This is a genomic window from Acidiphilium cryptum JF-5 (genome assembly GCF_000016725.1).
GTDB lineage: Bacteria > Pseudomonadota > Alphaproteobacteria > Acetobacterales > Acetobacteraceae > Acidiphilium > Acidiphilium multivorum.
Genome location: NC_009484.1, coordinates 273,446 through 294,985, shown reverse-complemented (window position 1 = coordinate 294,985; position 21,540 = coordinate 273,446). Strand labels below are relative to the sequence as shown.

General features: G+C 68.1%; 21 protein-coding genes. 11 read left to right on the top strand and 10 right to left on the bottom strand.

Annotation, left to right across the window (positions count from 1 at the left end):
• The first annotated feature begins 8 nt into the window (after window positions 1–8).
• The 4 genes from ACRY_RS03725 to ACRY_RS03710 all read left to right on the top strand — a co-directional run bounded on the left by ACRY_RS03725 (window position 9) and on the right by ACRY_RS03710 (window position 6,248).
• On the top strand, window positions 9–2,105 hold the full coding sequence (locus tag ACRY_RS03725; protein ID WP_011941388.1) for a 3-hydroxyacyl-CoA dehydrogenase NAD-binding domain-containing protein: 2,097 nt from the start codon (window positions 9–11) through the stop codon (window positions 2,103–2,105).
• Window positions 2,102–3,805 carry a dicarboxylate--CoA ligase PimA gene (gene pimA / locus ACRY_RS03720; protein ID WP_011941387.1) on the top strand — a complete coding sequence of 568 codons (1,704 nt, stop codon included), beginning with the start codon at window positions 2,102–2,104 and terminating at the stop codon, window positions 3,803–3,805. Before ACRY_RS03725 ends, pimA begins: the two co-directional genes overlap by 4 nt.
• Before the next feature lie 102 nt (window positions 3,806–3,907).
• Entirely contained in the window at window positions 3,908–5,119 is a 1,212-nt protein-coding gene (gene pimC / locus ACRY_RS03715) for a pimeloyl-CoA dehydrogenase large subunit (RefSeq protein ID WP_011941386.1), read from the top strand.
• Between the two features lie 10 nt (window positions 5,120–5,129).
• Window positions 5,130–6,248 carry an acyl-CoA dehydrogenase family protein gene (locus ACRY_RS03710; RefSeq protein ID WP_011941385.1) on the top strand — a complete coding sequence of 373 codons (1,119 nt, stop codon included), beginning with the start codon at window positions 5,130–5,132 and terminating at the stop codon, window positions 6,246–6,248.
• A gap of 38 nt (window positions 6,249–6,286) precedes the next feature.
• Here ACRY_RS03710 and era read toward each other — a convergent pair whose 3' ends face one another.
• Genes era through lepB form a run of 3 tightly spaced genes read right to left on the bottom strand, consistent with a single transcriptional unit; the run spans window position 6,287 to window position 8,591 of the window.
• Window positions 6,287–7,174, bottom strand: coding sequence for a GTPase Era (gene era, locus ACRY_RS03705; protein WP_011941384.1), 888 nt, complete (start codon window positions 7,172–7,174; stop codon window positions 6,287–6,289).
• Window positions 7,171–7,836 (bottom strand): ribonuclease III, encoded by a 666-nt coding sequence (rnc, locus tag ACRY_RS03700; RefSeq protein WP_007422139.1) that lies wholly within the window; start codon window positions 7,834–7,836, stop codon window positions 7,171–7,173. The genes era and rnc overlap by 4 nt, the downstream gene beginning before the upstream one ends.
• Complete coding sequence (gene lepB, locus ACRY_RS03695) at window positions 7,833–8,591, bottom strand: signal peptidase I (protein WP_011941383.1); 759 nt, start codon at window positions 8,589–8,591, stop codon at window positions 7,833–7,835. The genes rnc and lepB overlap by 4 nt, the downstream gene beginning before the upstream one ends.
• Before the next feature lie 169 nt (window positions 8,592–8,760).
• Between lepB and ACRY_RS03690 the strand changes: the two genes are divergently transcribed.
• Window positions 8,761–9,993 (top strand): D-alanyl-D-alanine carboxypeptidase family protein, encoded by a 1,233-nt coding sequence (locus ACRY_RS03690; RefSeq protein ID WP_007422141.1) that lies wholly within the window; start codon window positions 8,761–8,763, stop codon window positions 9,991–9,993.
• Window positions 9,994–10,039: 46 nt separating this feature from the next.
• Here the strand turns inward: ACRY_RS03690 and ACRY_RS03685 are convergent, their stop codons facing one another.
• Window positions 10,040–10,330, bottom strand: a complete 291-nt coding sequence (locus ACRY_RS03685; protein WP_013639273.1) for a PAAR domain-containing protein — start codon at window positions 10,328–10,330, stop codon at window positions 10,040–10,042.
• Between the two features lie 211 nt (window positions 10,331–10,541).
• Between ACRY_RS03685 and fusA the strand changes: the two genes are divergently transcribed.
• Complete coding sequence (fusA, locus tag ACRY_RS03680) at window positions 10,542–12,629, top strand: elongation factor G (protein WP_007422143.1); 2,088 nt, start codon at window positions 10,542–10,544, stop codon at window positions 12,627–12,629.
• 36 nt (window positions 12,630–12,665) lie between these two features.
• Entirely contained in the window at window positions 12,666–12,971 is a 306-nt protein-coding gene (locus tag ACRY_RS03675; RefSeq protein WP_007422144.1) for a hypothetical protein, read from the top strand.
• A gap of 9 nt (window positions 12,972–12,980) precedes the next feature.
• Here ACRY_RS03675 and ACRY_RS03670 read toward each other — a convergent pair whose 3' ends face one another.
• Both ACRY_RS03670 and ACRY_RS03665 read right to left on the bottom strand, forming a co-directional pair.
• On the bottom strand, window positions 12,981–13,835 hold the full coding sequence (locus tag ACRY_RS03670) for a class I SAM-dependent methyltransferase (protein ID WP_011941380.1): 855 nt from the start codon (window positions 13,833–13,835) through the stop codon (window positions 12,981–12,983).
• Window positions 13,832–14,782, bottom strand: a complete 951-nt coding sequence (locus ACRY_RS03665; RefSeq protein WP_007422146.1) for a hypothetical protein — start codon at window positions 14,780–14,782, stop codon at window positions 13,832–13,834. Before ACRY_RS03665 ends, ACRY_RS03670 begins: the two co-directional genes overlap by 4 nt.
• Before the next feature lie 106 nt (window positions 14,783–14,888).
• On the opposite strand from ACRY_RS03665, the gene ACRY_RS03660 reads away from it, so the two are divergent.
• Window positions 14,889–16,058 carry an amidase gene (locus ACRY_RS03660; protein ID WP_011941379.1) on the top strand — a complete coding sequence of 390 codons (1,170 nt, stop codon included), beginning with the start codon at window positions 14,889–14,891 and terminating at the stop codon, window positions 16,056–16,058.
• 46 nt (window positions 16,059–16,104) lie between these two features.
• Here ACRY_RS03660 and ACRY_RS03655 read toward each other — a convergent pair whose 3' ends face one another.
• From ACRY_RS03655 to ACRY_RS03640, 4 genes are read right to left on the bottom strand one after another with little or no spacing between them, the layout of a single operon-like run.
• Window positions 16,105–17,268, bottom strand: a complete 1,164-nt coding sequence (locus ACRY_RS03655) for an iron-containing alcohol dehydrogenase (RefSeq protein ID WP_011941378.1) — start codon at window positions 17,266–17,268, stop codon at window positions 16,105–16,107.
• A gap of 46 nt (window positions 17,269–17,314) precedes the next feature.
• On the bottom strand, window positions 17,315–17,899 hold the full coding sequence (locus tag ACRY_RS03650) for a histidine phosphatase family protein (RefSeq protein WP_007422149.1): 585 nt from the start codon (window positions 17,897–17,899) through the stop codon (window positions 17,315–17,317).
• A complete protein-coding gene (locus ACRY_RS03645) occupies window positions 17,899–18,519 on the bottom strand; it encodes a glutathione S-transferase family protein (RefSeq protein WP_007422150.1) in 621 nt (206 codons plus the stop codon). The genes ACRY_RS03650 and ACRY_RS03645 overlap by 1 nt, the downstream gene beginning before the upstream one ends.
• Before the next feature lie 27 nt (window positions 18,520–18,546).
• Window positions 18,547–19,479 (bottom strand): ribose-phosphate pyrophosphokinase, encoded by a 933-nt coding sequence (locus tag ACRY_RS03640; RefSeq protein ID WP_007422151.1) that lies wholly within the window; start codon window positions 19,477–19,479, stop codon window positions 18,547–18,549.
• A gap of 158 nt (window positions 19,480–19,637) precedes the next feature.
• Here ACRY_RS03640 and ACRY_RS03635 point away from each other — a divergent pair, with 158 nt between their 5' ends.
• The 3 genes from ACRY_RS03635 (at window position 19,638) to ACRY_RS03625 (ending at window position 21,530) form a co-directional block, all read left to right on the top strand.
• The gene (locus ACRY_RS03635; RefSeq protein ID WP_011941377.1) at window positions 19,638–20,132 is read left to right on the top strand and encodes an RDD family protein; all 495 of its coding nucleotides are present in this window, start codon (window positions 19,638–19,640) and stop codon (window positions 20,130–20,132) included.
• Window positions 20,129–20,917 (top strand): arginyltransferase, encoded by a 789-nt coding sequence (locus ACRY_RS03630; RefSeq protein ID WP_011941376.1) that lies wholly within the window; start codon window positions 20,129–20,131, stop codon window positions 20,915–20,917. The genes ACRY_RS03635 and ACRY_RS03630 overlap by 4 nt, the downstream gene beginning before the upstream one ends.
• A 97-nt stretch (window positions 20,918–21,014) precedes the next feature.
• Window positions 21,015–21,530 carry a cupredoxin domain-containing protein gene (locus ACRY_RS03625; protein ID WP_011941375.1) on the top strand — a complete coding sequence of 172 codons (516 nt, stop codon included), beginning with the start codon at window positions 21,015–21,017 and terminating at the stop codon, window positions 21,528–21,530.
• Window positions 21,531–21,540: the final 10 nt, after the last annotated feature.

The following is a 21,540-nucleotide window of genomic DNA, read 5'->3' as shown; positions in this document are numbered from 1 at the left end:
GAGGAAACATGAGCGAGCAGAAAGTCGGGCTCGAAATCGCCAACGGCGTCGCCGTGATCTCGATCGACAACCCCCCGGTGAACGCACTCGGCCATGCCGTGCGGGCCGGGCTGGTCGAGCAACTCGCGGCGGCGGAGGCGGATGCCTCGGTCCGCGCCATCGTGCTCGCCTGCAAGGGACGCACCTTCTCGGCCGGCGCCGACATCACCGAATTCGGCAAGCCGCCGCGCGCGCCGGGCCTGCACGAGGTGATCGAGCGGTTCGACAACTGCCGCAAGCCCGTCATCGCCGCGCTGTTCGGCACCACGCTCGGCGGCGGGCTGGAACTGGCACTCGGCTGCCATTATCGCGTCGCCGTCGAGTCGGCCCGGATGGGACTGCCGGAAGTCAAGCTCGGCCTGCTGCCGGGCGCCGGCGGCACGCAGCGCCTGCCGCGGCTGATCGGGCCGGAAAAGGCGGTGGCCGCCATCGTCTCCGGGAAGATGATCGGCGCGAAGGCTGCGCTGGCGGACGGGCTGATCGACGCGATCGTGTCCGACCCGGTGCAGGGCGCGATCGACTTCGCCCACACGGTCGATCCCGCGAAGCTGGTCCGCGTGCGCGACCGGAGCGACAAAATTGCCGCCGCCAAGGCCGATCCGAGCGCGTTCGAGGCCGCCGCCGCCGAGGCGACGAAGCGGCTCAAGGGCGTCGAGGCGCCGGCCGCCTGCGTCGAGGCCGTGCGCAATTCCTTCACCCTGCCTTTCGACGAAGGTGCCAGGGCCGAGCAGCAGGCGTTCATGCGCCTCGTCGTCGGCGACCAGTCGCGTGCCCAGCGGCATGTGTTCTTCGCGGAGCGCGAGGCGCAGAAGATCCCCGGCATCGGCCCCGAGGTGAAAGGGGCGAAAATCGGCCGCGCCGTCGTCATCGGCGGCGGCACGATGGGCGGCGGTATCGCGATGAATTTCGCCAATGCGGGCATCCCGGTCACCATCGTCGAAACCGACGAGGCGGCGCTGGCCCGCGGGCTCGACCGCGTGCGCGGCACCTACGACGTCTCGGTCCAGCGTGGCGCGCTGCCGGCGGGAACGACCGAGAAGCGCATGGCCCTGTTCTCCGGCAGCACCGACTGGGGCGTGATCGCCGAGGCTGACATCGTCATCGAGGCGGTGTTCGAGGAACTCGGGCTCAAGAAGGAGGTCTTCGCGCGGCTCGACGGCATCGCTCGCCCCGGCGCGCTGCTCGCGACCAACACCTCGACGCTGGATGTCGACGCCATCGCCGCCGCGACGAAGCGGCCGGGCGACGTTCTCGGCATGCATTTCTTCTCGCCGGCCAACGTGATGAAGCTGCTGGAGATCGTGCGCGGCAAGGAAAGTTCCGCGCAGTCGATCGCCACCGCCATCGCGGTGGGCAAGACGCTGGGCAAGGTGCCGGTCGTGGTCGGTAATTGCGACGGGTTCGTCGGCAACCGCATGCTGGCGCGCCGCACCATCGAGTGCGAGCGGCTGATGCTGGAAGGCGCGCTGCCGCAGCAGGTCGATGCCGTGGTCAAGGCGTTCGGCTTCCCGATGGGCCCGTTCGCCATGGGCGACCTTGCGGGGCTCGATGTCGGCTGGCGGATCCGCAAGCATCGCGGCGCCACAGCACCGGTGTCCGACGCGCTGTGCGAGATGGGCCGCTTCGGCCAGAAGACCGGCCGCGGCTACTACGTCTATGAAAACGGCAGCCGGGTGCCGACGCCCGACCCCGAGGTCGAGGCGCTGATCAGTGAAAAGGCGGCAGCGCTCGGCGTCACCCGGCGCGCGATTTCCGACCAGGAAATCCTCGAGCGCATGACCTACCCGATGATCAACGAGGCGGCCCGCATCCTCGAGGAAGGCATCGCCATCCGCCCCTCGGATGTCGATGTCGTCTGGGTCTATGGCTATGGCTGGCCGGTCTGGCGCGGCGGGCCGTGCTTCCACGCCGACCTGGTCGGGCTGAAGGAGATCGCCGCCCGGCTGGAGCATTACGCAACGGCGGTGGGCGACGAAACGCTCGCCCCCTGCGCCCTGCTGCGCCGCCTCGCGGATGCCGGCCAAGGGTTCGCGGCTTTCGCCCAGGATGCGAAAGCCGCTTCATGAGCACCCGGCCGTTCCCGTGGGAGCGGAATTATCCGCCCGGTCTGGGCTGGGACATCGACATCCCGGCCGAGACGATCCCGGCCATGATCGCGCGCAGCGTTGCCGAAAACGCGGCGCTGCCCGCGCTGGAATATCGCGACCGTGAAACCGGCTTCGCCGAGCTCGGCGAAGCCATCGGCGAGGTTGCCGCAGGGCTCGCATCGCTCGGCCATGCGAAGGGCGAGCGCATCGCGCTTTATCTGCCGAACGTGCCGGCGCACCCGTTCTGCTTCTACGGCGCGCTGACGGCGGGGCTCGTCGTCGCGCATCTCTCGCCGCTGGATGCGGAGCGCGAGCTTGCTCACAAGCTGCACGATTCCGGCGCACGCACGCTGGTGACGACCAATCTCGGCGCGATGCTCGGCATGGCGCTGAAACTGCTCGATGCCGGGCATGTGGAGCGCATCATCGTCGCCGACGACGCGGCGTTCGGCGAGATCCCCGGCATGGCGCACCCGCCGATCCCGACGGGCGATCCGCGGGTGATGACGCTCGATGCCCTGCGCGCGCGGGGACGGGCATTCGCGTTCGAGCCGCCCGCCATCGCGCCGGACGATCTGGCGCTGCTGCAATATACCGGCGGCACCACCGGCCTGCCCAAGGGGGCGATGCACACGCACGCGACGCTGCGGGCGGCGGTCGCGATCTACGCCACCTTCTTCGACGGCCAGAACCGCTTCCCGCCGGGGCAGAAATTCCGCGCGATCTGCGTGCTGCCGCTGTTCCACATCTACGCGCTGGTCGTGCTCTGCCTGTTGCAGCTCTCGCGCGGATCGACGCTGCTGCTGCGGCTGAAATTCGATGCCGAGACCACGCTGCGCGACATCGAGGTGAAGAAGGCGAGCTATTTTCCCGGTGTGCCGACGATGTGGATCGCGCTCGCCAACGTGCCGGATCTCGACCGGCGGGACCTGTCGTCGCTTCGCCTCGTCGGCTCGGGCGGCGCGCCGCTGCCGGTGGAAATCGGGCAACGTTTCGAGCGGCTGACCGGCATGCGCCTCGGCGGCGGCTGGGGCATGACCGAAACCGCCTCGGCCGGCACCGGCAACCTGCTCGACGGGCTGTTCAAGTTCGGCTCCGCCGGCATGCCACTGCCCGGCATCAAGCTCGACGTCGTCGCCCTCGACGATCCGTCCCGCGTGCTGCCCTATGGCGAAACCGGCGAAATCCGCATCCGCTCGCCCAACACCTTCATCGGCTACTGGCAGAACCCCGAGGAAACCGCCCGCAGTTTCGTCGACGGCCATTTCCTGACCGGCGATGTCGGCTATATCGACGAGGACGGCATGGTCTTCCTCGTCGATCGCAAGAAGGACATGATCCTCTCGGGCGGCTTCAACGTCTACCCGACCGTGATCGAGAGCGCGATCTACGAACACCCCGACGTCGCCGAGGTCATCGTCGTCGGCGTGCCGGACGACTATCGCGGCCAGTCGGCCAAGGCCTTCATAACGCTGAAGCCGGGTGCGGCGGAATTCACGATCGAGTCGCTGCGCGACTTCCTCGCCGACAAGCTCGGCAAGCACGAACTCCCCGCCGCCGTCGAATTCCGCGAGGCCCTGCCGAAGACATCGGTCGGCAAGTTCTCGCGCAAGGAACTCGCGGCGGAGGAACGCGAACGGCACGCTTCCGCCAGAGCTTCAGGTGCTGCGGCACCATGATCCCGCCCACCATCGCCGTCGCCCCGCGCGGGCGGATGGACACCCCCACCGGCACCCGCAAGGACAGCGCCGGCCGTTTCGAGAACAACTGAGGAGAGCGCCATGGAACTCAGCTTTTCGCCCGAGGAAATCGCGTTCCGCGACGAGGTGCGCGCCTTCATCCGCGACAACCTGCCCGGGGATGTGCAGAAGCGCCTGATCGAGGGACGCGAGATCGGCAAGCAGGACATTGTCGACTGGCAGCGCAAGCTGAACGCGAAAGGCTGGGCAGTGCCGCACTGGCCGCGCGCCTGGGGCGGGCAGGACTGGAGCCCGGTGCAGGAATTCATCCTGCTCGACGAGTTGCAATCGGCCCCCGCGCCCAGCCCGCTGCCGTTCAACGTCTCCATGGTCGGCCCGGTGATCGCGACCTTCGGCAATGACGAGCAGAAGCGGAAATTCCTGCCGGCGACGGCCAACCTCGATATCTGGTGGTGCCAGGGCTTCTCCGAGCCGGGGGCGGGATCGGATCTTGCCGGCCTCAAGACCACGGCCCGCCGCGAGGGCGATCACTACATCATCAACGGCCAGAAGACCTGGACGACCCTTGCCCAGTATGCCGACTGGATCTTCGTCCTCGCCCGCACCGATCCGGGTGCGGAGAAGAAGCAGCAAGGCATTTCCTTCATCCTTGTCGACATGAAGACGCCCGGCATCACCGTCCGGCCGATCCAGCTGATCGATGGCGGGCACGAGGTCAACGAGGTCTGGTTCGACGAGGTGAAGGTGCCGGCGGAAAACCTCGTCGGCGAGGAAAACAAGGGCTGGGACTACGCGAAGTTCCTGCTCGGCAACGAGCGCACCGGTATCGCCCGCGTCGGCGCCTCGAAGCAGCGCCTGCGTCGCATCCGCGAACTCGCCACGATCGAGCGCGCCGGCGATGCCAGGCTGATCGACGCGCCCTGGTTCCGCGAGAAGCTCGCGGATGTCGAGATCGATCTCAAGGCGCTGGAAATCACCCAGCTCCGCGTGCTCGCCGAGGCGCGCAAATCGGGCAAGCATGGCCGGCCGGATCCGAAATCCTCGATCCTCAAGATCAAGGGTTCGGAAATCCAGCAGGCGACGACCGAGCTTCTGCTCGATGTCGTCGGCCCGCTCGCCATGCCGTTCCAGGGCTCGACCGATCCGGATGACGATGGCAACGCCATGCCGATCGGGCCGGACGACGCGGCCGAGGCGGCGCCCACCTACTTCAACTGGCGGAAGATCTCGATCTACGGCGGCTCGAACGAGATCCAGCGCAACATCATCGCCAAGGCGATCCTGGGGTTCTGAGGACAAGACAATGGATTTCGATTTTACCGAAGAACAGCGCCTGCTGCGCGACAGTGTCGGCAAGCTTTTTGCCAGCCGCTATGCCGATTTCGAAAAGCGCAAGGCCTATGCGAAACTTCCCGAAGGATTCGACCGCGCGGTCTGGGCCGAATACGCCGAGGCCGGGCTGCTCGCCCTGCCCTTCGACGAGGCGCAGGGCGGCTTCGGCGGCGGGCCGGTCGAGACCATGATCGTCATGGAGGAGATCGGCAAGGCGCTGGCCCTCGAACCCTATCTCGCCGCGATCGTCTTCGCCGGCGCCGTCCTGCGCCACGGCTCAAGCGCGGCCGTGAGGGACGAGGTGATTCCCGCACTTGCCGCCGGCGAGACGATCGTCGCCGTCGCCCATACCGAGCGCAGTTCCCGCCACGACCTCGAAGACGTGACCACCACCGCGAAGCGCGACGGCGATCATTTCATCCTCGAAGGCGAGAAGTCGGTGGTCCTCGGCGGCGATACGGCGGACTGGCTGATCGTCAGCGCCCGCCTTGCCGGCAGCCGGCGCGATCGCGACGGGATCGGCCTGTTCCTGGTCGATGCGAAGGCCGAAGGCGTCTCCCGCCGCGGCTATCCGATGCAGGACCTGCTGCGCGGCGCGGAAATCTCGCTCGCCAGCGTGCGGGTTCCGGCCGCGCGGCAGATCGGCGATCTCGCGGTGCTGGAGCGCGCGCGCGACGAGACGATCGCCGCCCTCTGCGCCGAGGCGGTGGGCGCGATGGAGGCCCTGGTCGGCCTGACCGTCGACTACATGAAGCAGCGCAAGCAGTTCGGGGTGGCGATTTCCGTCTTCCAGGCGCTGCAGCACCGCGCGGTGGACATGTATGTGGCGCTGGAACAGGCGCGCAGCCTCGCCATCTTCGCCGCCCTCTCGGTCGCCGACGACGATGCCGAAGCGCGCGGCAAGGCGATGGCGCTGGCCAAGGCCGGGGTGGGCAAGGCGCTGCACTTCGTCGGCCAGCAGGCGATCCAGCTGCATGGCGGCATCGCGATGACGATGGAATACAAGGCCGGCCACTATTTCAAGCGGCTGACCATGATCGACACGATGTTCGGCAACGCCGACCACCATCGCCGCCGGCTCGCCGCCTGACGTTCTGAACCGGCGCCGGGCCAACCCGGCGCCGGTGTTCAGCCGTCGAGGCCGAGGGCGCGCAACCGCGCGGCCTCCTCGTCCCAGCCCGGGCGTTCCTTGACGTTGAGAAACAGGTGCACCCGCCGCTCCAGCTGGCGCTCGAGATCCCGCCGCGCCCGCGAACCGATCGACTTGATGCGCGCCCCGCCCTCGCCGAGCACGATCTTCTTGTGGCCGGCACGCGCGACATAGACGGTAACGTCGATCCGCACCGATCCGTCCTTCCGCTCGCTGAAACTCTCGGTCTCGACGGAGGCGCCGTAGGGCACCTCGTCGCGCAGCTGGAGAAAGATCTGCTCGCGCACCAGCTCGGCAGCGAGCATTCGCTCGGTCTGGTCGGTCAGCTCGTCCTCGGGGTAGAGATGCGGGCCTTCGGGCATCGCCGCGGCCAGCGCGTCGAGCAGGCGATCGACGCCGTCGCGCTTCAGCGCGCTGATCATGAACACTTCCGCGAACCCGCCCTGCCGCGCCAGCGTTTCGGCCAGCGGCAGCAGCTTGTCGCGCGGCAGCAGGTCGATCTTGTTGAGGATCAGCCAGCGCGGCCGCCCGGTCGCGGCGAGCGCCTCGATCGGCTCGGCGAGATCGTCCGGGTCCGCCTTCGCGGCATCGACGATCAGGCAGGCGAGATCGGCGCCGGCAACGCCCTCCCACGCCGCCGCGACCATCGCGCGGTCGAGCCGCCGCTTCGGCGCGAAGATGCCTGGCGTGTCGACCAGCACGATCTGGTCGCCACCGCGCATGACGATGCCGGAAATGCGGAACCGCGTCGTCTGCGCCTTGGGTGTGACGATCGACACCTTGGCGCCGATCGCCTGGTTCAGCAGGGTGGACTTGCCGGCATTCGGCCGTCCGAGAAGGGCGACATAACCACAGCGGGTCGTCATTGCAGCTGCTCCAGCAGGTCGCGCGCGGCGTTCTGCTCCGCCTCGCGCTTGGTTCCGGCAAGTCCCTCGGCGGTGCGGCCGGCGACCGTCACGCGGATGCGAAAGCGCGGCGCGTGCGAGGGGCCAGTCCGCTCCACCAGCTCATAGGCCGGCAGAACCGGCCCGCGCGCCAGCGCATATTCCTGTAGCGCGGTCTTCGGGTCCTTGGGCGGGGCGCTCGGCTGGCCGTCGATCCGGGGCGCGAAGATGCGGCGGATGAACAGCCGCGCCGGCTCCAGCCCGCCATCGAGATAGAGCGCGCCGATCAGCGCTTCCAGCGCATCGGCCAGCACGGTCGCGCGGTTGCGCACCCCGCGCCGGCTCTCCCCCGGCGAGACCGACAGCAGCCCGGCAATCCCGCCATGCTCGGCGATTTCCGCCAGCGACTGGCGGGAGACGAGATGCGCCAGCCGCGGCCCCAGCCCGCCCTCGCGCTCATGCGGGAAGCGCTCGATCAGCCATTCGGCGATCAGCAGGCCCAGCACGCGGTCGCCGATGAATTCCAGCCGTTCGTTCGACCCGAGACCACCCTGCCCGACCGCGGAGCGATGGGTCAGGGCCTGGGCGAGCAGGTCAGGTCGCGCGAAGCGATGCCCGAGCAGCGCTTCCGCCGCCTCGCTCAATGGATGACCGTGAACAGCCGGTCCCAGCGGATATCGACCGGCCAGTACCAGAATTCCCACCACGGATGATCGAGCCGGATGGAGAACCAGATGATCCGCGCCCGGCCGACGAAATTCGCCAGCGGCACGTAGCCGACGGCATCGAGATAGCGCGAGTCCTCGGAGAAATCGCGGTTGTCGCCCATCATGAACAGGTGGTCGGGCGGGACGTGATAGACAGGCGTGTTATTGGCGAACCCCCGATTCGTCGCCTTGGCGATCAGATGGGTCACGCCGTCCGGCAGGTGCTCGCGATAGAGGCGCACCTTGATGGGCACGCCCTCCCCCGAGTCGAGTGGCGTCTCGACATAGGTGCCGGCCGGGGTGCGGGGCACCTCGCGCCCGTTGATGTAGAGCTGGCCGTCGGTCACCTGGACCGTGTCGCCGGGTTCGCCGATTACCCTTTTGATATAGTCGATCGACGGGTCGCGCGGCAGCGCGAACACCGCGATCTGCCCCTGTTTCGGCAGCGAGCCGAAGATCCGCCCCTTGAAATCCGGCTCGCCGAAGGGGAACGACCAGCGCGAATAGCCATAGTTCCACTTGGTCACGAGTACGAAATCGCCGGGCAGCAGCGTCGGCGTCAGGCTGCCCGAGGGAATGAAGAACGGTTCGAACAGGAATGAGCGGATGAAGACGGCGATCACCACGACATAGACGAGAGTGACAACCCATTCCCTGATCGAGCCTGCTACCGAGTCCTTCGTCTGCGCCATGTCCGCCCGTTCTGATATTGTCTGCCCGCTTCAAACCGTGCGGGGGGCGCGAAGTCAAGGAAGTGCGGCGAAACACCACCGTGAACGCGACGCACGGCCTCGCGATTTGCCACGGCACGGGGGCGATTGTATGCCTCTCGCCATGCCAACAGTCCGGACTTCCGCCACCATGAAGCGCCGCCTTTCACTTCTCACCCTCGCCCTGTTCACCGCTACGTCCTACGCCGCCGGGCGCACGCCCGCGCCGGGCAAGGGCGCGGCACACGCAACCGCCGCGGCGACAACCGCGCCGCAGGACGCGGGACCCGCGCCAGTGGCGCCCCTCGCCATTCCCGGCGTGCCGATGCCGCCGACCCTGCCGCAGCAGGCCTCCTATGTGCTGATGGACGCCGATACCGGCGCGGTGATCGCCGCCAAGGCGCCGGACCAGCCCTGGCCACCGGCCAGCCTGACCAAGCTGATGACCGCCTATCTGACCTACCAGGCTGTCGCGCACGGTTCGCTGAAGATGGACCAGACCGTGCCGGTCAGCGTCTCGGCCTGGCATACCGGCGGCTCGCGCATGTTCATCTCGCCGGGCATGACGGTCACGGTGGACCAGTTGCTACACGGGCTGATCATCGACTCGGGCAACGATGCGGCCGTGGCGCTCGCCCAGGCGGTGGCCGGCAGCCGGAGCGGCTTCGTCGGGCTGATGAACCATGAAGCCAAGGCGCTTGGCCTGAAGTCGACCCACTACACGAACGTGGACGGCCTGCCGAACCCGGACCTGCGCACCACGGCGATGGATGTTGCAAAACTGTCGCGCGACATCGTCCGTACCTATCCGCAGTTCCTGAAGATTTCGGTCAAGAAGCACTTCACCTTCGACAAGATCCGCCAGCGAAGCTGGAACCCGGTGCTGTTCCACGACCCGACGGTGGATGGGCTTAAGACCGGCCGCACCAAGGAAGCCGGGCACTGCATCGACGCCACAGCACTGCGCAACGGCCGCCGCCTCATCGCCGTGGTGCTCGGCGGGCCGAGCTGGACCGTCAGCACGCACGATATCGAGGCCCTGCTCGATTACGGCTACCAGTTCTACGCCAATGCCAAGGTCGCGGTTGCCGGCAAGCCGGCGGGCACGCTGAAGGCGCCGCTCTACCGCACGACCGCGGTGGCGGTCGGCCCGGCGCACAGCATCACGATGACGATCCCGGCGCTTGCCGCGAAGACCCTGAAGACCTCCGTGGCGCTGGACCCGCCGCCGGCAGCCGGCGTGCATCGCGGGCAGACGGTCGGCACGATCACCGTCAGCGCCGGCGGCAAGACCCTGGCGACCGTTCCCGCCGTCGCCCTCGCGGACGACCCGCCGGCCGGATTCGTTACAAGGATGATGAGGAAGCTGAAAGCCGCGCTCTGACGGCGACGCTCCGATACAGGCCGCGCCCTGACGGGCGCGGCGCCTCTCAGCCGATCAGGACTGTCGGCATGCCGAGAATGATGGTGCCGCCGTGCGCGGTGGAATCGCCCATCCGCGCCGCGGGCTGGCCGCCGATCAGCACGGTGAACGCGCCGACGACCACCGAGTCGGGGGGGCCCACGCAAACCGCCATGTCGCCCACCCGCGCGGCCGGCATGCCGCCGATCAGCACGGTGGGCGCGCCGGGGCCGATGATCGGCCCGCCGACATGGGGCACAAGCACGTCCACCATCGGGCAGACATGCATGTCGGTCAGGCGTGCGGCAGGTTGTCCCATGGCGAATGGCTAGCGCGAATTCGCCGCGTGCGAAAGGAAAAACCGCCGCCGGGTTGCAAAATGCGGCCCGCCTTGCCATTATGCGGGCGAAGATTGGTCGAAAGCCGGTCGTAATCGGGTGGATTGCCGGGACACTCACCGGCGGTCGCGCCCGTTTTTCGTTGTAATCGCTGTTCGCTGAACCCTGCACAGCCCACCCTGGAGAGACTGCATGTCCGGCACCTCGCTCGCCAAGATCCGGAATATCGGCATCACCGCGCATATCGACGCGGGCAAGACCACGACCACGGAACGTATCCTGTATTACACGGGCGTGTCGCACAAGATTGGCGAGGTGCATGACGGCAACACGACGACCGACTACATGGAGCAGGAGCGCGAGCGCGGCATCACCATCACCTCCGCCGCCGTTACCTGCGAGTGGAAAGACCATCGCATCAACATCATCGACACGCCTGGCCACATCGACTTCAACATCGAGGTGAACCGTTCGCTGCGCGTGCTCGATGGCGCTGTGTTCATCATCGAGGGCGTGGCCGGCGTGCAGCCGCAGTCCGAGACCAACTGGCGCCTGGCGGACCGCTACAACGTTCCCCGCATCATCTTCATCAACAAGCTCGACCGCACCGGCGCCGACTTCTACCGCGCGTTCGACACGCTGAAGGAGAAGCTCGACATCGTGGCGCTGCCGCTGCAGCTGCCGATCGGCATCGAGGACCAGTTCGTCGGCGTGGTCGACCTGGTCGAGATGAAGGCCATCGTGTGGGAAGGCGGCGAACTCGGCGCGAAGTTCCACGATGAGGAAATCCCGGCCGATATGCTGGAAAAGGCCAAGGAATACCGCCAGAACCTGCTCGACACCGCTCTGTCGGTCGACGATGCGGGCATGGAGGAATATTTCGAGAAGGGCGACGTCGCGACCGAGACGCTGAAGCGCGCGATCAAGACCGGTACGATCTCCGGCGCGTTCCGCCCGGTGCTGTGCGGCACCGCCTTCAAGAACAAGGGCGTTCAGCCGCTGCTCGACGCCGTGCTCGACTATCTGCCGAGCCCGGTCGACATCGAAGGCATCAAGGTCGCCCCGCCGGAAGGCGAGGAGGAAGACCCCTCGGCCAACCGCCGCGTGATCCCGGCCAACCCCGACGCGCCCTTCGCCGGCCTCGCCTTCAAGATCATCAACGACAAATACGGCACGCTCACCTTCGTGCGCGTCTATGCCGGTACGCTGCGCTCGGGCGACACGGTGCTCAACACGACCAAGGGCCACAAGGAACGCGTCGGCCGCATGTTCCAGATGCACGCCGACAAGCGTGAGGAGGTCAAGGAAGTCCACGCCGGCGACATCGCCGCCTTCGTTGGCCTGAAGGACACCGGCACGGGTGACACGCTGGCCTCGTCGGACGACCCGGTGGTGCTGGAGCGCATGGCCTTCCCGGTGCCGGTCATCGACATCTCGGTCGAGCCGAAGACCAAGGAAGCCGTCGAGAAGATGACGCTGGCGCTGCAGAAGCTCGCCGGCGAGGACCCCTCGCTCCGCCTCAAGACGGACCAGGAAACCGGCCAGACCATCCTCTCCGGCATGGGCGAGCTGCACCTCGACATCATCATCGACCGGTTGCGGCGCGAATATGGCGTCGAGGCCAATGTCGGCGCGCCGCAGGTGGCCTATCGCGAGACGATCACCCGCGAACACACCGAGACCTACACCCACAAGAAGCAGTCGGGTGGCTCGGGCCAGTTCGCCGAGGTCAAGATCATCTTCGAGCCGCAGGAGCGCAACGAGGGCATCCTGTTCGAGAACAAGGTGGTCGGCGGCGCCGTGCCGAAGGAATACATCCCGGCGGTGGAAAAGGGCATCAAGGTGCAGGCCGATACCGGCGTGCTCGCCGGCTTCCCGACGGTGGACTTCAAGTACACGCTGGTCGACGGCAAGTACCATGACGTCGACTCCTCCGCGCTGGCCTTCGAAATCGCCGCCAAGGCGTGCTTCCGCGAGGGCATGAAGAAGGCCGGCCCGGTCATCCTCGAGCCGATCATGGATGTGGAGATCACCACGCCGCAGGACCATGTCGGCGATGTGGTGGGCGACCTCAACCGCCGGCGCGGCATGATCCAGAACCAGGAAAGCTCGGGTTCGACCGTGATCGTCCGCGCCCAGGTGCCGCTGAAGGAAATGTTCGGCTACATCTCGAACCTGCGTTCGATGACCAAGGGCCGCGCCTCCTTCACCATGCAGTTCCACCATTACGATCCCGTGCCGCGCAACATCGCCGACGAGATCATGACCAAGAGTGCCTGATGGTGTGGCGCCCGCCGGCCTGGCGGAGCTGATGCGATGCGGCTTCGCTGGGTGCGCGGCCGCGACAGCTTCCTGACCGAGACCGGCGCGCGCGCCCGTGAATGGCTGGGACTTGATGACGCGGGCAATGCTGTTGCCCGCGTCATTCATTTGGATGGTCCGATGACGACCGCGCGTGGCCGGTTTCATGCCGTGGCGCTGGATGACGAGGCGCGGCTGATCCGCCTGTTGCCCCGCCCACCCGCCGATGGCGACTGGCTCGCCCTGATCGGCGGGCGTGTCGTTGGCCGCGCCGCCGCCCCGCTTGCGGCGGTCCGCCACGCCGAGGCGGCGCTGCAGTGACCAGCCGGATCAGGCCGGGTTGCGCGCCGTGATCATGTGGATCGTCGCCGGCAGCCAGGCATCGGCGTCGGCATAGCCGGGGAGAGCTTCGCGGAAGGCCACCCGCAGCGCCGCGCGCGTTTCGGCATCGGCCTCCTTCTCGTCGATCAGCGCGCCGGCCGGGCCCATCGTCCCCGCCATTTCGGCCTCGTCGTCGAGTGACCGCCCGGACAGCATGACCCGCTCGGGCTCGATGGCGATCTCGGCAAAGCCCGCCTGCGTCAGCACCGTCCGTGCATGGTCGCGGTCGGCAAAGGCCAGGGGGCCCGGCGCGTGCGGCCGGCGCGGCTTTGGTGGGCCGAGCCGTGCCACGGTGATCTCAAGCGGCACCGACCAATGCGGATTGTCGGCGATCGGCCCCCAGGCGGCGCAGACGAGGCGGCCGCCCGGCACGAGTGAGGCGCGCAGATTGGCGAAGGCGGCCGCCGGATCCTCGAAGAACATCACGCCGAAGCGGGAGGTGACGAGGTCGAACGGCGCTGCGAAGGTCGCGAAGGCGGCATCCGCCTCCATCAGCGTCACTTGCGCCAGGCCGGCAAGCCGGGCGCGCGCCGCCTCAAGCATCGGGCGGGAAACATCGACGGCGGTGACATGCCCGCCCTCACCGACCAGCCCGGCGAGCCGCGCGGTGGTCGTCCCCGTGCCGCAGCCGACCTCCAGCACCCGCTCGCCAGCGCGGGGCGCAGCCCGCTCCAGCAGGCGGTCCTCTACCGCCGTCAGCCTCGATTCCATCGCCGCCTGGACGCGGATCCACTTCGGCCCCGCGACCTCGTTCCAGTAGGCGATCTGCCGTTCGTTGCCGCCGGCCGTGCCGCCGCCGCTCACGCCGCCGCCTTCTGGCGCGGTTTCGGCATGAATTTCAGCGCGATCCGCACCAGGGTCGGCATCGTCGTCGGCCGCAGCAGCCGGCGGTCGTAGCCGGCGAAGCGTCGGTCGTTCTCCTCGAGGCAGATGCGCATCAGTTCCGGCACCGAGATGTCTTCGGCGCTGACCGACTTGCTGCCGGTCACGGTGAAATTGTTGTCCTGCGCCTTGGGTTTGTCCTTGCCCCCGTCGTCCATGCCGCGGGCGATGCCGATCCGCTCCCAGCCGAGGAACGCCCATACCGCCGCGACGCGGAGTTCGAACCAGATCCGCCGGTGCAGCGGCAGCCTCGCGCGGTGCCAGGCGACCCAGTTGGCGAAGAGCAGGATGTGCCGGCACTCCTCCTGCATCACCGGCTCGAAGGTCTCGACCAGTTCGGCCGGGAAGAAGCCGGACCGCTTCGCCAATTCGAACAGGCCGAAGGCGAAGAAACTGTCGACGCACTCGGAATAGCCGGTGACCAGATAGGCCCATTCGGGATCCTTCGGCTGGCGGTATTCCGGCTCCGGTTCGAGCGGAATGTCATAGGCCTCGACCAGCTTGGAGAGCACCTCCTTGTGCCGGTTCTCCTCCCAGCCGTTCAGCTCGATCGTCTTGCTCATGTCCGGATCGGCGATGATCCGCGCATAGGCCGCCATCCGCAGCCGCGCCTTGCCCTCGGTCTGCACCGCGATGTCCCAGATCGGCAGCGAGGTGATCTTGTGCAGGGTTTCGGGGTCGAGCTTCGGCCACTCGATGACCGAGGGTTTGTAAGGGTTGAAGGTTTCGTGGAACATCGCGCAGACGGCGCGCTTGTGTGCTTCCGAGCCCGGTTTCAGTGGTCCGGGATCGGGGCTGACCCAGTGGCGGGCGGCCTTGTCGGCGGCCTCGATCGTCGCGGCATCCGCAGTGATGGCAGTGGCGTTCATCGACCCTCGTCCTTGTCCTCTGCCGGAGATATCGGTGCCGGCCAGTCGATTTTAACCCTGCCGGAAGCCGGTTCAACCCGGCGCCGAACTCTGTTACCCTTTCGCCATGGAAACGCGCCATCCCCTCTCCGAAGCTCCCGATCTCGGCCTGATCAAATCGCTCGACATCCGGGGCAATCCGCACGGCCCGCTTGCGGGGCTCGACGTGGTCGTCAAGGACCTGTTCGACATCGCGGGCGAAGTGACCGCCTTCGGCAACCCCGACTGGGGGCGGCATTTCGGCCCCGCCCTCTCGCATGCCTGGATCGTCTCACAGCTTCTCGAGGCCGGCGCCCGCGTCACCGGCAAGACAACGACGGTCGAACTCGCCTTCGGCCTGGAGGGGCGCAACACCCATTACGGCACGCCGCTCAACCCGGCGGCGCCGGACCGGCTGCCGGGCGGCTCGTCGAGCGGCTCGGTGGCGATGGTCGCGTCCGGCCGCGCCCATGTCGGCGTCGGCTCGGATACCGGCGGCTCGGTGCGGATTCCGGCCAGCTATTGCGGGCTCTACGGGTTGCGCCCGACTCAGGGGCTGCTCAGCCTGGCCGGGGCGGCGCCGCTGGCCCCGAGCTTCGACACGCCTGGCTGGTTCACCCGCGATGCGGAGACCATGCTTCGCGTCGGCGAGGCGCTTTTGCCGCCAGCACCGCCGCTCGCGGCCCAGTTTCTCATGATTCCCGCAGCCTTCGCCAATGCCGATCCCGACGTCGTCACTGCCCTCGAACCCGCGCTCGCCAGGCTGGGCCCGATGGGCGAGGCCGACCCGGTGCCGGAAGGGCTCGACCGGATGCTGGCCTGGCAGAACGCCGTGCGCGGGCGCGAGACGTGGCTGACGCTGGGCGGCTTCATCGAGACGGTCAAGCCGCTGCTCGACCCCGTCACCGCGGGCCGGATCGCGGCGACGCGCGGCTTCACCGCCGAAGCCGCTGCCGAGGGACGCGTGGCGCGCCGCGCGCACACGGCGCGGATGCACGCGCTGCTGGCCGGCGGCGCGGTGCTGGTGATTCCGACCTCGCCCTGCCCGGCCCCGCCGGTTGCGGCGGAGCAGGCGGTCTATGAAGACGTCCGCACGCGAACGCTGCGCGTCGGTATCATCGCCGCCTTCGCCGGCCTGCCGGAACTCACCATTCCGGTCGGCAAGGTGAACGGGGCGCCGGTCGGCCTGTCGCTCATCGCCGGGCCGGGACGCGACCTCGCCCTGCTCGAACTCGCGGCCGACCTCGCACTCGCTTGAGCGCGGGGCCGGAACGCGAATCCAGAAGCGCTTCAGGGACGCGACGTCAAAAGATCTCCTCGTAGATCTTCACGATCTCGGCAGCGTCCGGCACCGCCGGATTGTTGCCGGGGCTGCCGGAGGCCAGCGCCTGTTCCGCCATTTTGGGCAGCAGCGCGTCCCAGTCGGCGCGGGCCACGCCGAAACCCTGCGGTGTGGGCACCTCGAGCTCGGCATTGATCGCCTCCAGCGCCTCGATCAGCCTGGCGCCGGCCAGCTGGTCGGCGTCATCGGCGCGGGCGAAGCCGGCGAGGCGGGCGGATTCGGCGTAGCGCGGCAGCGCGGCATTGAGCGAAAAGCGCGTCACCGCCGGCAGCAGCATCGCGTTCGACATGCCATGCGGCACGTGGAAATGCGCGCCGATCGGCCGCGACATGCCATGCACCAGCGCCACCGAGGCGTTCGAGAAGGCGAGTCCCGCGAGGGTCGCGCCGAGCATCATCGCCTCGCGCGCGTCGCGATCCTGCGGCGTCTGCCAGACCTTGCGCAGGTTGGCGCCGATCAGCCTCATCGCGCTGCGCGCATAGGCGTCGGACACCGGGTTCGCCCGCCGCGAGACATAGGCCTCCAGCGCATGGGTGAAGGCATCGATCCCGGTATCGGCGGTGGTGCGCGGCGGCACGCTCATGGTCAGCTCGTAATCGACCACCGCCGCCAGCGGCAGCGCCCCGAGCCCGGCGATCAGCATCTTCTCGTCGGTTTCGGTATCGGTGATCACGGTAAAGCGGGTCGCTTCCGAGCCGGTGCCGGCGGTCGTCGGCACCGCGATCAGCGGCAGCGCCGCCGTATCGGCGGCGACGGGCACCTTGAAGTCGCGCATGCGCGCACTTGGCGCCGCCGCGAGCAGGATGTTGATCGCCTTCGCCGTGTCGATCGGCGAGCCGCCGCCGAAGCCGATCAGGCAGTCGAACGCGCCGCCCCTGGCGATGGCGACGCCGGCTTCCACCACGGTATCGACCGGCTCGGGCACGGTGTCGCTGAAGATCGTGCAGACGATCCCGGCCGCTTCCAGCGGATCGGTGATGCGGCGGACCAGGCCGAGTTTCACCATGACCGGATCGGTGACGATCAGCGGCCGCGACAGGCCGAAGCGGCCGAGCAGGACCGCAATCCGCGCCGCCGCCCCGCCGCCGATATCCATGTGCCTCGGCGCGAAAAAGCCCATTTCCATGTTACGTTCCCCCACAGGCGATCCGGCCTGGCCGGATGAAGACAATCTACATTGCGCCCGGCGCCACCGCCTCGTCGAGTTCGGCGGCCATCGCCGTCCGCCACCCCTCGCCGTCCGGCGCGCAGAGGATGGGGGCTGCATTGGCGGTGCGGCCTTCCAGACTCACGCCGAGCAGGCCGCGCACCGCGCGGAAGAAGGCGCCGTGCGAGACCAGCAGCAGCGGCCCCGGCCTCGCCAGGATGCTGCGCAGCGCGGTGCCGGCGCGGGCAGTGATGTCGGCGAAGCTTTCGGCGCCGGGCGGCGTCAGCCGTCCCTCGATCCAGTCGCCGAACCAGGGTTCGAGCGGCTGGCCCTCCATGCCGCCGAACACCACCTCGCGCAGGTCCGGTTCGAAGGCGAGCGGCAGGCCGAGGGTCTCGTTGACGATTTCGGCGGTCTCGCGCGCGCGCTGCATTGGCGAGGCGACGATGCCGACGATCCCGCGCCCGAGCAGTAGCGGCGCCGCGGCGCGGGCCTGCGCGCGGCCGGTCTCGTTCAGCGGAATGTCGATCGCCCCCTGCGACAGGCCCTGCGCGTTGTAGTCGGTCTGGCCGTGGCGGAGGAACCAGAACGGGGCGCGCGGCAGCGTCATCAGGACAGCCGCTCCTGCTCCATCGCCCGCGCCACCGCCGGGCGCGCCTTCATCCGCGCATAATGCGCCGAGACATTCGGCGGCAGCGGGATCGTCTGCCGGCCTTCCGCCCAGAAGGAGACGTAGAACAGCGCCGCATCGGCGATCGAGAACGCGCCGAGCAGCCACTCCCGCCCATCGGCCAGCACCGGCTCGATCAGGTCGAATCCTTCGGCGAAGATCTTCCGCCCCTGCTCGCGGACGGCCTCCTTGTCCTCGGGATTCGGCGCGAAACGCTCGGGGCGGAAGATGCGGGCGAACCCCTGCGGATGCATCCAGCCGTTGATGTAGGCGACGAGTTCGTTGCAGCGCGCGGCCTCGACCGGGGAGGACGGCACCAGCTGGGCCGCCGGGTTGGTCGCGGCCAGGTAGTTCGCGATGGCGATCCACTCGGTCAGCACCGTGCCGTCGTCGAGCACGATTGCCGGCACCTTGGCCTTCGGATTGATCGCCTTGTAGTCGTCGCTGAACTGCTGCCCGTCGCGCAGGTTCACCAGCACGCCTTCATGCGGCAGGCCGAGTTCCTCGATCAGGACATGGATGCCGAGCGAGCAGGCGCCTGGCGCATAGAACAGTTTCATTCCGTTTCCTCCCGTTTTCGCGGCCGGTCAGTCGAACAGCGAGCTGACCGAGGTTTCATCCGAGATGCGGCGCATCGCCTCGGCAAGCAAGGGGGCGATGGTCAGCACCTGCAGATTCGACGGCGGATTGCGTGCGGGATCGAGATGGATGCTGTCGGTGATGGTCAGCGTCTCGATCGGGCTGGCGCCGATGCGTTCCAGCGCCTGGCCGGAGAGCACGCCGTGGCTGACATAGGCCGAGGCCGAAGCCGCGCCGTGGCGGATCAGCGCCTCGGCCGCGTTGCAGAGCGAGCCGCCGGAATCCACGATATCGTCGATCATGATGCAGTGCCGTCCCTCGACATCGCCGATCACGTTCATCACTTCCGAAACGCCGGCGCGCGGGCGGCGCTTGTCGATGATCGCGAAGTCGCAGGCAAGGCGGCTCGCCGTGGCGCGGGCGCGGGCGACGCCGCCGGCATCCGGCGACACCACCATGATGTCGCGCCCGGCGAAACGGTCCTGGATGTCGCGCGCGAAGAGCGGCGCGCCGTAGAGATTGTCCACCGGAATGTCGAAGAAACCCTGGATCTGCCCGGCATGCAGGTCGAGCGTGAGCACCCGGTTGGCGCCCGCCTCGGTGATGATGTTGGCGACCAGCTTGGCCGAAATCGGCGTGCGCGGGTTGGTCTTGCGGTCCTGCCTTGCGTAGCCGAAATACGGGATCACCGCGGTCACCCGCCGCGCCGAGCTGCGCCGCAGCGCATCGAGCGTGATCAGCAGCTCCATCAGGTTGTCGTTCGCCGGAAAGCAGGTGGACTGGATGACGAACACATCCTCGCCGCGGACGTTTTCCTGGATCTCGACATGGATCTCCATGTCGGCGAAGCGGCGGATGATGGCGTTGGTCAGCGGCAGATGCAGCGCCTTGCTGACGGCGTCCGCAAGCGGCAGATTCGAGTTACACGCGACGATCTTCATGTGACGGATCCCTGCGGCCGGAACGGGCGGCCCCGATGTCGAAGGAGGTGGACCGGACGATCCGTGGCGCGTGTAGCAACCGCTCCCGCCGCTGTCCATGACGCGCGGGCAGTGCAGGCCATTGCGCGCGCCCCGCCCGGCACACTATCTTGGAGAGCATGAGCCAGTCCCTGCCTTTCGATGCCGAAGCGGCGCGCGACGCCTGGCTGACCCGCGATGTCTGGCCGCGCCGCATCATCGCCTTTCTTGTCGACATGGTGCTTCTCGCCGTGCTGAGCGTCGCTGTCTGGTGGGTGATCGTGGTGCTCGGCATCGCAACGTTCGGCCTCGGTTTCCTGCTGCTGCATTTCACCTGGGCCGTCCCGCCGCTCTATTACATCCTGTGGCTGTGCTCGTCCGCCGCGGCGACGCCGGGGCAGCGCCTGCTGGGTCTCACGCTCCGGCAGGACGATACGCTGGAGGCGAGCGTTGCCCTGCGGCCGAGCTTCGCCCAGGCGCTGGCCTGGACGGTGCTGCTCGGCGTGTCCTTCATGCTCGGCATGGTGCCCTTCCTGCTGGTGCTGGTCACCCGCCGCCGCCGCGCGGGGCATGACCTGCTCTCGGGCCTCACGGTCGTCCACACCTCGGCGCTGGGGCGCCCTGCCGCGCCGTGACCGTCCCTGGCCGCCCGCCGCAGTTCTTCTACGCCACGGCCCCGCTACCCTGCCCTTATGTCGCGGGGCGGACCGAGCGGAAGGTGGTTACCGAACTCACCGGCGCGGATGCCGACGCGCTGCACAACCGGCTCTCGCGCGGCGGGTTCCGGCGCAGCCACAACATCGCCTATGCGCCGGTTTGCGCGGGCTGCCGCTCCTGCATCCCGATCCGCATCGTCAGCGACCGGTTCCGGCAGAGCCGGACCCATCGACGGATCATCGCCGCGAATGCCGGGCTGCGCGCCTATGAGATGCCGCCGCGCGCCACGGCCGAGCAGTTCAAGCTGTTCCAGCGCTACCAGCAGGCCCGCCACGGCGAGGGCGATATGGCTGGCATGAGCTTCTACGACTATCGCGCCATGGTCGAGGATACGCCGATCGAGACCTGGCTTGTGGAGTTTCGCGACGGCGCGGACGAACTGGTCGGCGCCTGCCTGACCGACCGCCTTGCCGACGGGCTTTCCGCCGTATATTCCTTCTTCGCGCCGGATCTCACTCGGCAGTCGCTGGGGACGCGTTCGATCCTGTGGCTGGTGGAGCGCACGCGGGAACTCGGCCTGCCCTATGTCTATCTCGGCTACTGGGTGCCGGAGAGTCCGAAAATGGCCTATAAGGCGCGCTTCCGCCCGGCCGAAATCCTGCTCGGCGGCACCTGGACAGAACTGACGGACAGCCTCGCCGCGGCCGACGATCCCCCATCCTGGCCGCTTCATCTGGCGCCGGTGCAGCAATGCGGCCCCTGAACGCGCCGCTCACGGCGGATTGATGAGCGTGCCCGATCCGGGCCCTTGTTCCGCCATGATGACGATCGAGACTGCCCGCATGCCAAAGGAGAATGCCATGAACAGATCCGCCCTTGCGATCGGCCTCGCCACTGTCACCCTCTTCGGTGCGTCCGCGGCCAGTGCCGCAGCGCCGCCGAAGCCGGTCTACATCCACATGAACGGCGCCAACGAGTTCCTGGAGCGCCTCGTATTCGTCCGTCCGGGCCAGAAAGTGGTCTTCGTCAACGAGGATACCGGGGCGCACGCCATTCTCGGCTACAGCCCGCAGACCGGTGCGGCGAGCAAGACGTTCGACGCCCCGGCGCTGGCGGGCACACCCGGCAAGGGCCACAAGGTTCACACCTACTCGATCAGTTTCCGGCACCAGGGGCCGGAATGGTATTATTGTCCGGTCCATGCGGAACTGGCCAAGGCTCCAGGCGGGGTGTGGCTGCCGAAGGTGCGTCCTGGCGTGCATGGATTCGGCACGCCGATGGCCGGGTTGATCATCGTCACCACCGATCCGGCGCTGCTGAAAGACAATCCCGCAACCAGCGCCTCGAAGATCCTGCCGGGCTATTTCGGCGGCTGAAGCGGCGCGC

Bases quoted from the DNA above. Each gene is read 5' to 3' on its own strand.
- ACRY_RS03690 (WP_007422141.1), top strand. From the start codon at position 8,761: ATGAAGCGCCGCCTTTCACTTCTCACCCTCGCCCTGTTCACCGCTACG.
- ACRY_RS03650 (WP_007422149.1), bottom strand. From the start codon at position 17,899: ATGACGCTGCCGCGCGCCCCGTTCTGGTTCCTCCGCCACGGCCAGACC.
- ACRY_RS03660 (WP_011941379.1), top strand. From the start codon at position 14,889: ATGGAAACGCGCCATCCCCTCTCCGAAGCTCCCGATCTCGGCCTGATC.
- ACRY_RS03640 (WP_007422151.1), bottom strand. From the start codon at position 19,479: ATGAAGATCGTCGCGTGTAACTCGAATCTGCCGCTTGCGGACGCCGTC.
- ACRY_RS03685 (WP_013639273.1), bottom strand. From the start codon at position 10,330: ATGGGACAACCTGCCGCACGCCTGACCGACATGCATGTCTGCCCGATG.
- ACRY_RS03710 (WP_011941385.1), top strand. From the start codon at position 5,130: ATGGATTTCGATTTTACCGAAGAACAGCGCCTGCTGCGCGACAGTGTC.
- ACRY_RS03675 (WP_007422144.1), top strand. From the start codon at position 12,666: ATGCGGCTTCGCTGGGTGCGCGGCCGCGACAGCTTCCTGACCGAGACC.
- ACRY_RS03665 (WP_007422146.1), bottom strand. From the start codon at position 14,782: ATGAACGCCACTGCCATCACTGCGGATGCCGCGACGATCGAGGCCGCC.
- lepB (WP_011941383.1), bottom strand. From the start codon at position 8,591: ATGGCGCAGACGAAGGACTCGGTAGCAGGCTCGATCAGGGAATGGGTT.
- ACRY_RS03645 (WP_007422150.1), bottom strand. From the start codon at position 18,519: ATGAAACTGTTCTATGCGCCAGGCGCCTGCTCGCTCGGCATCCATGTC.
- ACRY_RS03725 (WP_011941388.1), top strand. From the start codon at position 9: ATGAGCGAGCAGAAAGTCGGGCTCGAAATCGCCAACGGCGTCGCCGTG.
- ACRY_RS03625 (WP_011941375.1), top strand. From the start codon at position 21,015: ATGAACAGATCCGCCCTTGCGATCGGCCTCGCCACTGTCACCCTCTTC.
- era (WP_011941384.1), bottom strand. From the start codon at position 7,174: ATGACGACCCGCTGTGGTTATGTCGCCCTTCTCGGACGGCCGAATGCC.
- ACRY_RS03635 (WP_011941377.1), top strand. From the start codon at position 19,638: ATGAGCCAGTCCCTGCCTTTCGATGCCGAAGCGGCGCGCGACGCCTGG.
- pimA (WP_011941387.1), top strand. From the start codon at position 2,102: ATGAGCACCCGGCCGTTCCCGTGGGAGCGGAATTATCCGCCCGGTCTG.
- pimC (WP_011941386.1), top strand. From the start codon at position 3,908: ATGGAACTCAGCTTTTCGCCCGAGGAAATCGCGTTCCGCGACGAGGTG.
- fusA (WP_007422143.1), top strand. From the start codon at position 10,542: ATGTCCGGCACCTCGCTCGCCAAGATCCGGAATATCGGCATCACCGCG.
- ACRY_RS03655 (WP_011941378.1), bottom strand. From the start codon at position 17,268: ATGGAAATGGGCTTTTTCGCGCCGAGGCACATGGATATCGGCGGCGGG.